Below are 15,332 nucleotides of genomic sequence, written 5' to 3'. Positions count from 1 at the left end.
GTTCACGCACTGAACCGGCGGGACGCCGGTGGCACGCACAGCCGGGACGGCTGTGTCACCCCAACACAAACGCCGTCTTCGCCAGGCGCTGGCCGTTGACCGCTACTTCCACCACGTGCTTCCCCGCGTAGTGCACGCGAGTCGTGAAATCCTTGATCTGCTGGCGTCGTGTCAACGTCACGGACTCTCCGACGGCCAGATCCAGCTCCTTCCACTTAAACACCTTCTCCGTCGCGCCTCCGGATTTCTTCACATAGTGAATGACGTAGTCCACCACCAGCCGCTGGGACTTCTTTGCCAACGACTTGAGCTGCAGCTCAAGCACAAGGTGCTGGCCCAGTTCGATCTTCTTGGGGTTCACGGAAAACACCAGTGCCTCCACCTCTGGAGCCTCGCCTGCTCCCACCAGACCCAGTGCCCGTGCATCCCCTTGCTTGATCAGCGTGCGCAGGGCCCGCTTCGCAATCCATGCCGTATGCACCTCCCCCAGAGGCCAGCCCGAGAGCCGGTCCATCATCCACTCGGGATGATCCTTCGCGATGTCATTCAAGTGATTCGCGACCGACTTGCGCACATACAGGCTGGAGTCTGCCTTCAGATTTTCCAGGATCGGCAGGGTGGGGGAGGGATCTTTCACGAGTTCCTCCAGTCGAAACGACCACGGTAGTCTCGGGCGTGAACCCTCACTGGCCAACCGACGCACGGCTTCGTGCTCGTCCCCGGACCACTTCTTCATCACCTTCAGCGTCCTGGTCAGATCGCGCTTGAGGAACTCCCGCACGGCAAACTCCGAGGAGCCATACACCGTGAAGTCCTTGAGCGCCGCCATGGAGGCCTCGAAGTCCTCCAACCCATACAGACCCACATAATCCGGCAGCACCAGCGTCACAAAGTTGTGATCGATCCGTGGAGCCAGTTGCCGCAAGGCATCCAGCGAATGCCGATAGGGCCCTGGGAGCCCGGCATGGAGACTCTCCGTCATCCTGCGGAGTCGCTGCATGAGGCTCAGATCATCCAGTCCCGGCAGGGCCTGGGCCAGATATGTCTTCTGCTTGAAGGCAGGGAGCACAGCTGCCATCTCCTGCCCGGTCCGCCGGAATCGAGCTTCATCAAACCAGTCTTTCAGAGCGGGAGCGGAGGGAGGTGCGTCGGATTCAGGCATCGGAGGGCAGATGGAGGGGGAAACGGAGGTTCTCCAGAAAGTAGCTGCTGAGACTGACAATCCTATGTCAGGAGTCCAGCAGACTTTTTGGCTGCCTCCCACGTGAGGTCGCCACCCCGAGGAACTCCTTGCCACGGCAAAATCACCGCGCATATTGCCCGCTCCCGTGTCCCCGTAGTTCAATGGATAGAACGAGGGTTTCCTAAACCTTAAATGCAAGTTCGATTCTTGCCGGGGACGCCAGTGTAAACGGTTCCAACTGAACGACTGGCGTGAGTGTCCCCCAGGATCCTTGGAGGCTCCGGGGTAGGGGAGACACCTTCAGTTTCCCTGGGGGGGGCAGCCAGACCCTCTCAGGTGAGCCATTCTACGGGTCCCGGCTGAAGCGCACTTCACAAAAACGAGGTGGAGAGACGGAACTGCCGCCCCTCCACCGAAAGCCATGACGATTGAGCAGATGCCGGCTCTTACTTCACCTTCAGTACCCCGCGCATGATGATGGAGTGTCCCGGGAATGAGCAGACATAGGGATACTCACCAGCCTTCTCGGGGGCGGTGAACTCGATGATCTGTTCTTTTCCATGATCCAGCAGCTTGCTGTGCCAGAGGATTTCCTTGCTCTCGGGAATGAAACCAGTCTCAAAGCCCTGGGCACCCATCACCAGGGCCTTGTTGGCGACCTCATCGATTTTTCCGGGATTTACCAGCAGGATGTTGTGCGGCATGAAGTCGGGATTGGCGAAGATGAGCTTCACCTTCTTACCCGGTTTCACGGTGAGCTCTTTCACATCATACATCATGCGCTCAGGCACGGTGGCGATGCGGATGGTGGTGAGCTCTGGAGTGTCGCTGAGGATGCCGGATTTCTGAGCCTTCGCTTCCACATCGCCGGCGATGATGCCGCCATGCAGGGTGGATTCGACATTGTACCACAGGTGCTGCACCACGTGGGCAGCGTTGCGGGCATGCGGCTCAGGGGACTTCAGGAGCTGGCCGAGCAACTCAACGTTGCGCACATTGTGCTGCTGGTGGAGCCAGAGGCCTTCCAGCAGGTGATGCGCGTCCTCTTTCTTGTTTGAGTCGAACTGTTTGAGCCACTCCGTTGTCGCGGTGATCACTTCTTTCGAGTCACGGGCACTGAGTTCGATACGGGTCCGGTGGCGGATGCTGTCCGTCGGGTGCTTCAGATTTTCCAGCAACGCAGGGATGGGCTGGCCAGCGATGGCCACAGGCTTCTGCAACTCGCGTCCGGTCGCCGTGATGCGGTAGATGCGTCCATGGGCGTGGTCACGATTGGGGTCTCGCACGTTGTGCTGCATGTGGCCGATGATGACATTGTGCCAGTCGGCCAGATAAAGCGAGCCATCGGGAGCAAAGACCGCATCCGAGGGGCGGAAGTTCTTGTCGCCGCTCATAAGGAAGCCGCGGGACTTCTCCTCCGCCACGGTGCCGTCTGCTTGGGTGACTTTGACGGTGAGTTCCTCGCCCGAAGGTTCACCCCAGACGGAAGCCTTCTCCGCATCGCGCTCCAGGTGATACTGCTTCACGCCCAGGAATCCGATGACGTTGCAAATCAGGAAATCGCCCTGCATTTCCGCGGGGAAGTGCTGGCTGCTCACCACCTCGCTTGCGGTGACGGGGCGCACTTCCTTCTTGAGCAGTTCATACATCTTGAAGCTGCTGCCCTCGGGGCGCACCTGATACGCGCGACCGCCGGTGCCGTCGGTGGCATACTGATACCCCCAGTAGTCGAACGAGGTGCCGTGCGGATTTGGGGAATTGTCTGCGTGTTTTGAGATGGTGAAGCGGCGGGGATCAAAGCGGTACATGGCGCTTGCAGATGCCTGCAGTGACGGTCCCCACGGATGCTCGTGGTTGTGCTGCATGAAGACGCCACTCTGCCAGTAGATGCCACCATCCGGGCCGTAGATGAGATTGTTGGCGCCATGGTGCGTGTCGCTGCTGTCGAGACCCTGCAGCATGATGATGCGCACGTCCGCCTTGTCATCGCCATCCGTGTCCTTCAGGAACAGAAGTTCGCTCTGCCGGGTGACGAGCACACCGCCATTCCAGAACTCGAACCCGAGCGGGTTGTTCACTTTTGCAAACTCGGTAGAGCGGTCAGCCTTGCCGTCGTTGTTGTCATCGTGAAGGATGATCAAGGCATCGCGTGACTCCTTCAGCGGCTCCCACTTTGGATAGTCGGGCCACACCGCCACCCAGAGGCGGCCTTTGACGTCGAACTGCATCTGCACAGGATTCGCCAGTTCAGGAAACTTCTGCTCATCGGCAAAGAGCTGCACCTCGAAGCCCTTCCGCACGGCCATGTGCTTAATGCCTTCCTCGCCGCTGATGTAGGTGAGGCGGCCTTCCTTCTGCGCGCTGCTGCTCTTGCTGGCGCCGCCGACGTTTGACTTCACTGGTACAGGAGTGGGCACATTGCTGTCATCGATCTTCTTGTCTCCCCCGGTGATCCTTGCCCACACACGTTCGTCACGGTTCGCGGTCATGACATCGAGCATGGAGAGCTCGTGCTGCAGGACCACGCCGTTGGTCTGGCCATCCACGAAGGCCAGCGTCGAACGGCTGCCCCAGACGTCATTGCCATCAGAGGCGTGGTAGCGCTGATACCAGTGGTAGCTCTTGTCGAGCACGGCCTCTCTCAATGGATCCAGAGAGGCCGACGCGCTCACCACTTTGCCGAGCAGGGCGGTGCCAATCACTTCTGCGAGCTGACGATTGCCCTCATCGGTAAGGTGGACCCCGTTGATCGTAAGCGGTTCTTTCGCGGCCTTGAAGAGCGCCAGCGAAGGATGATACAAATCAACAAAGGCAACGCCCGCCTCTTTCGCCGCGGCTTCCGTGGCCTTTGTGTAGGCTTCGAGCTGCACATTGTGCGCCTTGCCGTCGGGGACATTCGGATTGTGCGTGTCCTCGTGCGCGATGGGGCTGAAGAGGACGATGCGCGGGAACGACTTGCCATTCGGCTTGGTGCCGCGCGTCTTCTTCACGAACTCAAGAAGCTGCGCTTTGTATTCATCCGGTTTGTTGTCGTAGGACTCGTTGTAGCCAAAGAAGCCGAATACCACGTCCGCCTTCACATGCTGCAAGTAAGTGGCCATCGAGATCTGGCCCGGGCTGCGCGGGTAGGAGTTCGGGCGGTCCCCGCTGGTGGTCATGTTGCGGAAGCGCACCTGCTGGTTCGCCAGCTGGCTCTGCAAGACTGTCTCCATCCAGCCATCGTGCTGCATGCGCTCCGGAAGACCGTTGCCGAGAATCGCGACGACTTCACCCTTGCTGAACGTGAACGGCAGAGGGTCCTTGTAGTCAGCAGGTACCTCGGCAAGCGGCGGTTCCGGTGGGCCGGAGGGGCTGCTTCCGCTGGTGTTGCCTGACTTGCCGTTTTTTGAGGCAGGTTTGCCCGGCTTGCCGTCGAAGGTGAGGTAAGTGAGTTTGCCCTTGTCCTTGATGTCGACGGTCATCGACTCTGGAGCTTCAACTTTGGTGGCGACGAAGACGTCTTTCCGATCCGCATTCAGGAGCCGCAGCGTGAAAGCATCGAGGCGGCCGGAGAGTCCTTCGCGATTCCAGATGCCGATTTTCTCAATATCCGTCGCCTTGCCGAGGTCGAGTTCCCACCAGGGATTGGGCTTGTTCTCCTGAGTGTGGGTCTGGCCGCTCTTGCCCCAGTCAGAGCTTTTGTTGCCATCCAGCGCCCGCTCAGGGCTGCCCCCGTGAGTCGTGGTTGATTGGGTGGCTTTGCCGGTGGGAGCGATGTTCTTGCCTCCTGCGATGACTTCCACCTCGGCCAGCGTCAGGGTCTCGCGGTCTCCGGGGAGTTCGATGCGCACGAAGCGGGCTGGCTTGCCGGTCACCATAGGAGCAGGCGCGGCGGTGGGAGCGGCTGGTTTGGCGGGTTCGAGCTTGGCTGCAGGCTGGGGTTTGGGGGCACCCTTGGTGTTGTTGTTTGCCGGGATCGGACTTTCGTAGCCTGCATACATCTCTGGCTTGATGCCGCGGGCGTACGCGCCACCGGCGAAGGTGTTGGGCTTGAAGGGGCCGACGAACTCAATGTTGAGATCCGGTTTGATCTGGTCCTCCAGGCCAACTGCCCAGAGCATGCCATTCACGACGAGGCGGCGATATCCGTCATTCGTGATGTCTTCCGAGGTGCCGTAGAGCGTCGTGAAGACGCGGCCTTCTTTGCCAGACGCCGTCTTGTACGTGCGCGTCCACTCACTTGGCATGGGAGGCTTGGTTGCATCCGCAGGTGAGTCGGAGGTCATGCCGTTGAGCGGTTGCGCCATGGTCAGAATCTCGCCGCTCGTCGGCTTGCCTACATAGCCACCGGCCTGCACCCACACGTCCTTCACCCCACGCAGGATGGGATGTGAGGCCTTGTCCGGCACGATGGCAATGCGGGTGCTTTGCTTGTGATTGGTGCCATAGTGCCCCACCCATGTCTGGCCGAGCACCTGATGACCGAAGCCCAGTTCGTAGTCGACACCTTTGTAATCAAACGAGTACTTCACAAAGGGACCGTCCTTTGGAATCTTGAAGCCATGCGTTGCCGTCCTCAGGCCGACCACTGGGCCGCCGCGGTTCAGGTAAGCATCGAAGTGCTTCATCTGATCTGCGGGAAGGTTCTGAAAGCGCAGGAACACCACCGCGAGGTCGGCGGAATCGAGTGCCTCCATGCCGGGGATGTTGGGAACCTCGCCCGCCACGATGTCCCCCTGGGCGTCGATGTCGAAGAGCACCGTGCACTTGAAGCCGTGGTGTTTCGCCAGGATGCGGGCCAGTGCCGGGAGCGACTCCTCCGAGCGGTACTCATGGTCACCCGCCAGGAAGACAATATGCTTGCCCTTTCCTGGCCCAGTGGTGCCTTCAAAGACCAGGGGCGCCGCGTCCGCCAGGCCTGCAGACACAGCAAGAACGAGCAAGGCGCGCGTCAATAAACCGGCGAAGCGAGGGAGTAAATTCATAGGAGGATGGACAATACGTACCGTGCAATCACATTTGGTGATCCGATTAGGACAACTTTTGGTTCAGACCCGCCCTGGAACTTTCTTAGGATCTGTTTGGATAAAACGCCCGACGATTCTGGCTGCGGACGCCACTCGGGCGTGAGTGGAGACCGTGAATCCACCTGCCGTAAGAGGTAATTTTGAAGCGAAAAAAGACTCGCGTCGTTCACCAAACTCCCCAGATTGCCGCGCCGTGGATCTGACGTTTGTTTTTCCCTGTCTCAACGAAGAAAAATCCCTGGGTGAGTGCATCACCAAGGTTCGCCAGTCGCTGGAGAAAGCGGCCGGGCTCCGCTATGAGATTGTCGTGGCTGACAACGGCAGCACCGACCGTTCAAGGGAAATCGCCACCTCGCTGGGAGCCCGGGTCGTGCCGGTCACGAGGAGAGGCTATGGAGCCGCGCTCAGTGGCGGCATTGAGGCGGCAGAGGGGCGGTATGTGATGTTCGCCGATGCGGACAACACCTACCTCTACGAGCACGCCCTGCCGCTCTATGAGGCGACTTCGACTGCCGATGCGGACATGGGCATCGCCTCGCGCATCAAAGGGGTCATCAAGCCTGGTGCCATGCCCACACTGCACCGCTATCTGGGCACGCCGGTGCTGACCTCCCTGATCAACCTGTTCTTCCAGGGGAAACTGTCCGACTGCAATTCTGGCTTCCGCTGCCTGCGCAAAACCTCGTTTCAGGCCTGGGCGGTGCGTTCTTCCGGCATGGAGTTCGCCTCCGAGTTGCTCATCAAGGCGCTCAAACACCGCGCCCAATACGTGGAGATCCCCTCTGGCCTGAATCCCAACCCGCCGGATCGCGTGCCGCATCTGCGCACCTGGCGGGATGGCATGCGGCACCTGCTCTTCATCTTCTCAGAGCGGCCTCAGATGTTTGAGTGGCTTGGCCTCATTGCCGTCGTGTTCGCCACTTTGCTGCAGATCCTCGCTGTCATCACCGGTCCCGTGAATTTCCTGGGGCTGAATATCTTTGACCTCCACAGCCAGGCGCTCCTCCTTCTGGCCGGGTTGGTCGGCACGCAGTTCTACATGTACTCCTGCATGTGCTACCTGCGCTCCAGTGACAAGCCGGCAGGCATCACGCGCTGGCTGATCAACATGGACGAGGGCACTCTCTTCTTCCTGCTTTCAGGCGTGATGCTGGCCATCGCCCTCGTGGTGCTCTCCGTCTTCGTCATCTGGGCAGGCTCCAGCTTCGCGGGGCTCAATCTCACCCACACCCTCGTGGCCATTGTCCACTTCCTCAGCGTCCCGCTCCTCCTGTGCCTCGGCCTGCTGGGCTTGCACACGCTGAAGCGGTACGAGCGGTAAATGCCTACGGGATAAGGGCGATTCTCTCAATCGACAGCCAGCCCTGAGTGCCGGGATCTTGAGAGAACAGGGTCAGTTTGTGAACGGCGCGGAGCACTTCCGCGGCATCACTTCCCTCCTCGAGGGGGATCAGGAGGTCATTGTCACCCGGGTTCACCGTCGCCTGGAGTCGCAGACGGCGGGAAGATTCCTGTCCGTCCACCCGCACCCCTAGTACGAAAGGGGCGGCCGCTCCTGACCTGCATCGGATGGAAAGCTGGGCGAAGTCTGCCCAGCGTTCGGTCGGCGGCCAATACTGCAGGCTGGTGTGGCCACGCGGTTCTACTGGCAAAACCACGGTACCCGCCTCGTATTCGAGAGGACGCTCTACTCCACCTACCTCCATCGCCCAAAAAGGTGTCGTTCCCAGCCAGGTGAAAGGAGTCAGATGCGGAAACGCCTTTCTCCCCGGGATCAATGCGCTTCCGTACCTGATCAACGGCCAGGAGGCGGTGAGCACGAGCAGCACAGACACGGCGAGCAGTCCCCACTTCCGACGGCGCGACTGATACCACGCAAAACGGAACGTCAAGCCAGCCAGACCTCCAAGCATGCCGTGGAGCCCGTCGCGCCAGTCCGGATTGCGGGAGGTCAGCGCCTGCATTCCTTCCATCAAAAAGGGAAGCAATACCAGGCACGATACCGCGAGGAACCAGCGGAATCCTTCGCCCGGCCTCCCTCGTCGGGGTGCCAGACTCCATCCCAGCGCGGCAAAGAGGGGCACATGACCCCAGTCCCAAAGGAGAGGCCCCCAGCCAGAGTCCCCAGGTTGGGGCAGGGGGAGCAGCAACGCCACGCTGATTCCCAGAATCAGTGCGCAAGGGCCAAAGATTCCCAGCTTGGAGAATGAAGGGAGCCCTTGCTTCATCGCGAGCGGCATAAGAGTACGGTCAGATCGGAATCGGTGCCGTTTCGATGCCCGTCACTTTTCGTGCTGGCCGCCGGAAGGGGAGTGTCAGCAGGAACTGCAGGTTCTCCTTGAGCCATTCATCCCGCCTCGGTCCCGTGTAGTGTCGGCAGACGGTGTGAGCGTCTTTCGGGAGGTCAATGGTGTATTGCTGGTAGGGCAGGAACTGAAAGTCGCGTAGAGCCAGCGCATAGGCTGTTTGCTCCACGAAGTGGGCATTCAGGCGGCGATCCAGATCAGCGGATTCAAGGAAACTTTCCAGGACTTCGCTGTCGAGTTGTGACCGGCGATACAGCACCACCCCGGAGTTCACCCGGGAGCATTCTCGCGGGAATCCCGCATGATCTCCGAACTCGAAAGGAGTATCCCCATTGCCCCGGGTTACCAGCGGATGAGGACATCCTCGTTCGAGGTGCTCCACCATGAGCTGGGGGGGCTGGAACCACAGAATGTCTGAGTCCAGGATCATGATGGGGCGGGAGCCGGCCACGCAGTAGGGATCCAGGATCTTTTGCAACAGGACCGACTTCAGCGAGTACCGCACACGCGCTGCCGTTGGCAGATTGGCCGTCATGGCCTTGTGGATGGCAGGATCGATGTTGGAATGCACCCGCACTCCAGTGAAGCGCTTCTGGAGAAAGTCGATGTCCTCCTGTTCCAGGCTGCCATCACTGTGGATGTGGAGCCCGAATGGCGCTCCGGTCCAGGCCTTGCAGAAGCTCATGAGCCCTGCCGTGGCCATCGGCACATCCTTCCTGCAGCAGAGCAAGTGAACATCGAAGTCAGACTGGGCGGCATCCATGGCCACGGCCATGGGTGCGGAAAGTGAGAGCCAGCTGCGGAGGAATTTACGCAGAAGATCCAGAGACATGATACTTGGCAGGAGCCAGAGCTACGAGATTTGGTTGGGCGGGGGCTCTGGAGGTGGACCGGGAGCGGCTGCTTTCCCGGGAGGGAGGGATCCGGCTGGCCCAGGAGTTCCCAGCGCTGTGGTGGTGGAGGGGAAGAGCCGGTTCCTGAGTTGCAGGAAGGGCACCTCCACGATGCGGGTCATGACAAAACCGACCACAATGGCCAGGAGCAGGGCACAGAAGATCTTGGCGGCAAGCGGATAAGGCAGGGACTGGAAAAACGACAGCTTGGCCACCACGCGGTACACCGGTATATGGACCAGATAGATGCAGTATGAGGCCGTTCCCACCGAGGCCAGACCTTTGAGCAAGGCATGGCTGCGGCCCTGCCACACCAGGGCCAAGTAGACGACATAGCTCGTGGCGAGAGAGACCAGCAGGTACAGCCAGGTCACCTTGTGGAACCGGTCAATGCTGCTGCCACCAGACAAGGCCACCAGCACAAAGGTCGTCAGCGTCAGGGTGATCGCGGTCACCTTCCAAACGGGCTGGCTCAGCAAGCGCCAGGTGGCGCCCCGCCAGTGCAGATAGGCTAGCGCCGCACCGATGAAAAGGGCATCAATCCGGTGGTGGGTGTTCTTCATAGTGTTGTCCAGCGAGCCCGACACATACGGGGCGAACTCCACGATCCGAAGCACGAGGCACGCCAGCGCAAAACCCGCTGCCAGCGAGGGCAGGAAGCCAAATACCTTGGCGGTGGTCACCTGTGTTGCAGCATCCGGACCACCACTCGAACGACCCCGCAGACTCAGGCTGAGCCACACCAGGGCGGCAAAGAGGAAATAAAAATGCTCCTCCACGGCCAGGGACCACGTCACATCCATGAGCCCCCCTGAGCCATAGTTTTGCAGGAAAAGGATCTCCCGCATCAGCCGTTCGGGTTCAGGGCGGGAACCTCCGGCCACCATCAGCAGGATGTAGCCCGCCAGCAGGATGTAGAACGGCGGGTAGATTTTGAAACCCCGGCGAACGAGGAACCGTCCAACGTTGACGGAACCGGTCCGCACATGTTCCTGGATCAAGAGGGAGCCGATCAGGAATCCTGAAAGGACAAAGAAAATCGGCACCCCCACCCAGCCCGGAACGAAGAGCGGTGCATAAGGGGCAAAGGATGCCTGCTCCGCCCTGCTCACGCTCAGATTCCCATCAATGTGATGCACCAGCACGATGAGCACGGCAAACGCCCGGATGACATCGAGCATCAGATTCCGCTGGCTGGAACTCGTGATCATGATGAACGGATGCCCCGGGGGGATTCCACGAGGTTCAATGGAAAGACATTGGGAAACTCGCTGTGCAGCCCCTCATACAACGGGCGCAGCTCCTGCCAGTCCTGCTCCCGCACATAGCCGGGATAGGGATTCCAGCACATGGCCGCCAGATCCCGCGTCCAGCGACAACCCTGTTCGACTGCGTGTTTTTTGAGCTCATTGTTGAGCCTGGTGATCGCGTGGTGGCAGGAAAGGTGGTCCACCGCCCACTGCCGTGGCTCCAAATGTGGGGCAGCCTCCAGCAGCGCCGCCAGTTCATGGTGAATGCCCCGCTGCGGGTTGAGGAGCCTCCCTGTATGTTCGTTCACATATTTCCTTGATCCCACGTGGGCGTCTGCCCGCATGCCTAGCGGCGTGTTGGCAAAGAGGGCCTCCATCGCAGCCACACAACTGCCCTCGCGGCGGCTCATCAGCACCGCCGTTTTGCTGTCGCACTGGATCTCCCGCACTTTCTGGATGGGCAGGCTTTCGAAGACCTCCAGCTCTTGTTTCGCCCCCAAGCTGCGCGCCGTGGCGGTGATGCTCTGCGCGGTCCGCCCCGCCTCCTTTTGGCCGATGAGGGCGACCTTGAGCGATGCAGGCAGCTTCGCCAGCGCGGCGAAGAGTTCGTAGTGCCGTTTGAATGGGGCCCAGTTGGCCACCATCAGGATATCATAGGCGCGGGCTGCGTGGGGCTTGGGGTTGAAATTGTCGGGATGGATCCATTCACACGGCATGGTGCTGACGCAGCGGATCCTCGGGTGATAGGCCTCCAGCTTGGCGATCTCCGCAGGGTTGCCGGCCTCCAGGTAGAGAGTACCCGGCACAATCCGCAGCGCCCATTCCAGCAGCCCGTAGCTGGTGGGGGACCAGCTTGTGGAGAGTACTAGATCATACCGGTTCAGAAGCTCGGCCGGGTCGGCCAGCCCTCGCAGCAGGCGGTACAGATTGTATTCGAAGGCCACATAGAGCACGCCTTTTTCACCGTCTAGTCCCGGAGGTTTCAGGATCAAACTTCTTGAGAGCACTGGGTCGCCCTCATAGATCTGCCGGTAGCGCTCCAGCAGGGGAATCACCGCCGCTTCATTCAGGAGCGCCTTTCCATCCCGGTGGGGATTGACGCGTCTTTCGACCCAAGGGGACTCCGCACCCTGATAGGCCAGCAGGCTCTGCACCGGGTCTCTGCGCAGGACTCCTGCCGCATGCTGCAGCAGGGCCTTGGCATTGCGCAGGCCGCGGTGGTGCGTCAGCCCGTCTTTCAGTCTGGTTTGGAGGAGCTGCATCCGCGCCGTTATTTCATCGGAGCCAGCAGGTCCGCGTATTCTCGGGTCATGCGTTCCAGCGTGAAGTGTTCGAACGCCCGTTTGCGCAGTCGGGCGGCCTTTTCGTCCGGGGATGGGGACAGCTCACCCCGCAGCACTTTCTCCAGCGCACTGGAGAGTCCGGAGACGTCCTTCTTCTTGAAGACGACCCCGTCGGGGCCCATCAGTTCGGGGAGCGAGCCAGCATCAGAGGTGATGACAGGCCGTCCTGCGGCCATCGCTTCCAGTGCAGAAAAGGCACAGGCTTCGTCCCACTCGCTGGGGATCACCACGCAACGTCCACTCATCATCAGTTCCGGCACGTCCTGTCGCTGCCCTAGAAACTCCACCTTGCCCGCGAGCGGGCTGTCACGCATCTCCTGGATGAGTGGTTCCTTGAGCGGGCCCTCGCCGGCGAACTGAAGCGTGGGACAGTCCGGCCATCGCTCCGCCATCAGGCGGTAGGCCTGGAGCAGGGTGGTCACTCCCTTGTAGGAAGCCATCTGCCCGGCAAAGACGATCGCGTCCCGCAGTTCACCTGGCGTAGGGGGAGTTTGGAAACGCTGTAGAGGCACGCCGTTGTAGATGCGTTTTAGCCGTTCTCCAGGTATCCCCAGTCGGCTCGTCAGTCGGCCTGCCTTGAAGTCGGAGACCGTGATGATCTTTTGATATCGCTTGGAAAACATCCGCCCCCGCAACCGGGTCGCCAGCCCCTTCCATCCCGTGCGCACCGGGATCTCCAGGGAGCTCTGATCAATGTAGTAGGCCTCGGTCACCGGTCGCATTCTCACAGTGCTCAAGACGGTCGGGCTGAGCATGGGATAGAATCCCACTACCACTGAGGTGGGTTGGAGCTCGGTGATTGCCGCCTGAACCACTGGTTTGTCGAATCGCCCGCGCAGTGCGGGATTCGCCCTCAATTGGCCTCCTGCAGTTTCCAGTTCTTGCTGGAACCATTCCGGCCCGACCTCTGGGAGGAGCAGGCAAAGTTGGGAATCCCTTGCGGCCAACGTCGCCGTCAGATCCAGCAGCCACGCCTCCCAGGTGCGACGACCGCGAGGAATGAGATCCATGACCAGCAGCACACGGTGCCTGGCTCTACGGGTGTTGGAGGAACTTGGCATCAACAAGTGGGACGAAGTGGACAGAGTTGAAAGCACCACCGGGCAGGCGGCTCAAGCCGTGCGTGCCTGGAAAAAACGATTGCGCAGGGCGAGGAAGGGCGTTTCCACCAGCCGGGTGGAGATCACCCCCAGGAGGATGGCACCTGCCCAGTAGATGGCGGTCAGCGTCCACCAGTTCAAGCCGCCCGCCTCATTGAGCCCGGGTATCAACCCCAGCCAGCGTGGCAGGGCCAGGTGCCAGAGGTAGATCCCATAGGAGTTCCGACCCACAAACGTCAATGCTGCCACGGCCCACTGTTTGCTTGGCTTCATTGTTGCCAGTCCCAGCAGCAGTGCTCCGGAGGCCAGGGCCAGGAGGGTCAGGCCGGCGGTGTACATCAGCCAGTGAGTTTGGCGGGTGATCAGGAAAAAGGGCAGGAATCCCAGGACGCCTGCAAGGTTGAGCGGCAGCGTGTGCTTTTGCGCCCAGGCGGGAAGCTTGGAGTTCGGCCGGTGCCAGTAGCTGGCAATGAGCACTCCGAAGGCCAGCGTATCCAGCCGCAGATGGGTCTTGTACAAGTGCAGGTACTCAGCAAAGCCCGGATGCAAAGAGGCATTGTAGATTCGCACTCCCAAGCAGATGGCGCAGACCGCCAGGAGTGACGCAGACAGTGCCTTCCCGTTGTGCCAAGGCTTCCGCTCCCATAGGCACCATGCCGCTACCAGCGCCACGAGGGTGTAGAAATGCTCCTCCACCGCCAGAGACCAGGTGTGTTGCCAAAGCCGGTGATAGTAGTTCTGTAGAAACAGAAGCTCACCCGCCACAGCCTTCCATGGGATGCCCCCGCCCGACAGATACTGAACGACCACCGTCACGCCAATCAGGCAATACAGGGAGGGGATGATCTTGAACGAACGGCGGACCATGAACCGCACGACCCTGACCGACCCCGTTTTATGCCATTCCGCAAATATTAATCCAGACACCAAAAAACCGCTCAGGACAAAGAAAAGATCCACCCCTACCCATCCGCCCGTGCGCAGCATCTGAGTCACCTGATGCAGGGGGCGGCTGGTTTCCTCGGGACACACAGGGAAGTGGGATCCCAGCACGAGCGCCACGGCCAGGCAGCGCAGGATGTCCAGCCCTGGCTGCCGCTGCCCTTGCATTCGCGGGGGCGGTGCCGGTGCAGTCTCTCCCTTTGACGCGGAGTGATCGCACACGGCAGGTGCGGAGCGGACGGCTTCGGTCATGATAACCGCTGATAGCTGCTTTTTTTGGAGGGGTGCAGCAGCAACCCTTCTTCCCGGTGCTTTTTTTGACGCCGGGTGCTTAGAAAGAGTACTTGCTCTTCAGGCCAGCTTTGCCAAGCATGCGGCCCACTACCTTGACGATGCGAGACCGCAGGTAGTAGAAATAGAGTCTCCAGTCGATGCGACCAAACACTCTGGGCCGGGTGCCCTGGTTGAGCTCCTGCGCCAGCCTGGGCAGATCATTCCGCCGGTCGTGGATGATCTTCACCTTGGAGAAGCCGCCGATCGCGACGGGATGCCAGACGCGCAGGTTGTACTCAGGCGGGAGGATCAGCACCCGGGCGTTGCTCAGGTACACCGCCTCTCTCAGGGAAGGCTGGTTCTGGCGTGTGCCGCAGGCAAACTTGTCCTTGTGGATGCGGGGCCAGCTTTCCAGCAGAGCCCGTACAGAAGGAGTGATCCGGTAGGCGATCACTCCGCCATTGATGGTCGGGAGACTCTGCGGGAGCGTCTCCATGGCGAGATCACTGCGCCAGGGATCATGAACCACGGCGATCTCGAAGTGGTTGAGCGCCTCAAAGATCTCACTGCAGTCGTCGCAGACATAGGTGTCCGTGTCCAGATGCAGCGTCTTTTCAAAGGGGCTGCGCAGCAGGGGTTCCACCACATCGTGGAAGGAATGTTCTGCCTTCACCACCGGAAACACAAAATCAAACTCCTTGGTCACCGGGTGATCCACCAGATCGGTGAAAATCGCTGCTGGCAATGAAGGCATCTGAAGCTTGGCACTTCTTCGAGAGGCCACCGCTTCCTGCAAGTGTCGCAAGCCAGTCGCGACGTAGTGCAACCCTACCTCGCTCATATTTCAAAAGGGCCAGCGATAGCTTCTTGCATTCAGCGTGAGTGGAAAAACCTCCTGTGAGAGGGCATGATAAGCGATCAAGCTCCAATCCGAGGGGGATATAGGGCGATGCTTTAGAGCATAAGAACTCTATCACAGTTGAAATGCAAGTATGTATTTTAATGGAGACGATAAAAGTCGAAAAGCTGCCGTGAT

General features: G+C 60.2%; 10 protein-coding genes and 1 tRNA gene. 2 read left to right on the top strand and 9 right to left on the bottom strand.

Annotated features, from left to right (window positions below; genetic code table 11):
* Positions 1-55: 55 nt before the first annotated feature.
* Positions 56-1,162, bottom strand: coding sequence for a DNA alkylation repair protein (locus BV034_RS26705; protein WP_050030010.1), 1,107 nt, complete (start codon positions 1,160-1,162; stop codon positions 56-58).
* A gap of 168 nt (positions 1,163-1,330) precedes the next feature.
* Here BV034_RS26705 and BV034_RS26700 point away from each other — a divergent pair.
* Positions 1,331-1,405, top strand: a tRNA-Arg gene (locus BV034_RS26700).
* 224 nt (positions 1,406-1,629) lie between these two features.
* On the opposite strand, the gene BV034_RS26695 is transcribed toward BV034_RS26700, so the two are convergent.
* Positions 1,630-6,147: a PVC-type heme-binding CxxCH protein gene (locus BV034_RS26695; protein WP_081888144.1), complete on the bottom strand. Its 4,518-nt coding sequence runs from the start codon at positions 6,145-6,147 to the stop codon at positions 1,630-1,632.
* Between the two features lie 235 nt (positions 6,148-6,382).
* Between BV034_RS26695 and BV034_RS26690 the strand changes: the two genes are divergently transcribed.
* Positions 6,383-7,510 (top strand): glycosyltransferase family 2 protein, encoded by a 1,128-nt coding sequence (locus BV034_RS26690; RefSeq protein WP_050030009.1) that lies wholly within the window; start codon positions 6,383-6,385, stop codon positions 7,508-7,510.
* A gap of 4 nt (positions 7,511-7,514) precedes the next feature.
* On the opposite strand, the gene BV034_RS26685 is transcribed toward BV034_RS26690, so the two are convergent.
* The 7 genes from BV034_RS26685 to BV034_RS26655 form a co-directional block, all read right to left on the bottom strand.
* Entirely contained in the window at positions 7,515-8,345 is an 831-nt protein-coding gene (locus BV034_RS26685; RefSeq protein WP_265593512.1) for a hypothetical protein, read from the bottom strand.
* A 94-nt stretch (positions 8,346-8,439) separates the two neighbouring features.
* The gene (locus BV034_RS26680; RefSeq protein ID WP_050030007.1) at positions 8,440-9,327 is read right to left on the bottom strand and encodes a hypothetical protein; all 888 of its coding nucleotides are present in this window, start codon (positions 9,325-9,327) and stop codon (positions 8,440-8,442) included.
* A gap of 21 nt (positions 9,328-9,348) precedes the next feature.
* Positions 9,349-10,599: an acyltransferase gene (locus BV034_RS26675; RefSeq protein WP_050030006.1), complete on the bottom strand. Its 1,251-nt coding sequence runs from the start codon at positions 10,597-10,599 to the stop codon at positions 9,349-9,351.
* Positions 10,596-11,900: a glycosyltransferase gene (locus BV034_RS26670; protein ID WP_050030005.1), complete on the bottom strand. Its 1,305-nt coding sequence runs from the start codon at positions 11,898-11,900 to the stop codon at positions 10,596-10,598. The genes BV034_RS26675 and BV034_RS26670 overlap by 4 nt, the downstream gene beginning before the upstream one ends.
* An 8-nt stretch (positions 11,901-11,908) precedes the next feature.
* Positions 11,909-12,991 carry a glycosyltransferase gene (locus BV034_RS26665; protein ID WP_265593511.1) on the bottom strand — a complete coding sequence of 361 codons (1,083 nt, stop codon included), beginning with the start codon at positions 12,989-12,991 and terminating at the stop codon, positions 11,909-11,911.
* A gap of 102 nt (positions 12,992-13,093) precedes the next feature.
* Positions 13,094-14,275, bottom strand: coding sequence for an acyltransferase (locus tag BV034_RS26660; RefSeq protein ID WP_081888141.1), 1,182 nt, complete (start codon positions 14,273-14,275; stop codon positions 13,094-13,096).
* Between the two features lie 79 nt (positions 14,276-14,354).
* The gene (locus BV034_RS26655) at positions 14,355-15,050 is read right to left on the bottom strand and encodes a hypothetical protein (RefSeq protein ID WP_265593510.1); all 696 of its coding nucleotides are present in this window, start codon (positions 15,048-15,050) and stop codon (positions 14,355-14,357) included.
* Positions 15,051-15,332 lie beyond the last annotated feature (282 nt).

It is taken from the genome of Verrucomicrobium sp. BvORR034 (assembly GCF_000739635.1).
Lineage (GTDB): Bacteria > Verrucomicrobiota > Verrucomicrobiia > Verrucomicrobiales > Verrucomicrobiaceae > Verrucomicrobium.
Note: the sequence above shows the minus strand (reverse complement) of the source record. Positions and strands in the feature narration are given on the sequence as shown.